This is a genomic window from uncultured Williamsia sp. (assembly GCF_947494875.1).
GTDB lineage: Bacteria > Actinomycetota > Actinomycetes > Mycobacteriales > Mycobacteriaceae > Williamsia_A.
Map to the genome: position 1 here is coordinate 1 of NZ_CANLWM010000016.1, position 618 is coordinate 618.

1 protein-coding gene is annotated in these 618 nt (G+C 67.6%); it reads left to right on the forward strand.

The window, feature by feature from the left end:
• Positions 1–618 (forward strand): FAD-dependent oxidoreductase (locus tag Q1A98_RS22335; protein WP_299577641.1); only part of this gene is annotated, 618 nt, incomplete at both ends.

Here is a 618-nt window from a genome sequence, read left to right on the forward strand (position 1 = left end):
GTGGAGGCGATTTTCCCCGACGATCAGCTCGACGAGAAGGGCGAGCGGTACCTGCAGATCAACGCCGACTACTACACCGATCACGACGTGTCGGGCGGCCTGGTGCCGCCGCGCAAGCAGCCGCCGTTGCCGCAGGGCAAGGAGTTGCATGTCGCGATCGTCGGTGCGGGCCCGGCCGCGTTCTACGCCGCCGAGGAGTTGGTGCGGCATTCGGCGGTGCGCGTGGACATGTTCGACCGCCTGCCCACCCCGTATGGCCTGGTGCGCGCCGGCGTCGCGCCGGATCACCCGTCGACGAAGGGTGTGGAGAAGACGTTCGCGGCGACGGCGAACAAACGCACCTTCGAGTACTACCTGAATGTCGAGGTCGGCACCCATGTCACCCACGACGAACTGCTGGCCCATTACGGGGCGGTGATCTACGCCGTCGGCGCGTCGACCGACCGCCGTCTCGGCGTCCCCGGTGAGGAGTTGTCGGGGTCGATCCCGGCGACGGAGTTCGTGGCCTGGTACAACGGGCACCCCGATTACGCCGATCTGGATGTGGATCTGACCGGTGAGCGGGCGGTGGTGGTGGGCAACGGCAACGTCGCCCTGGATGTGGCGCGGATCCTGCTC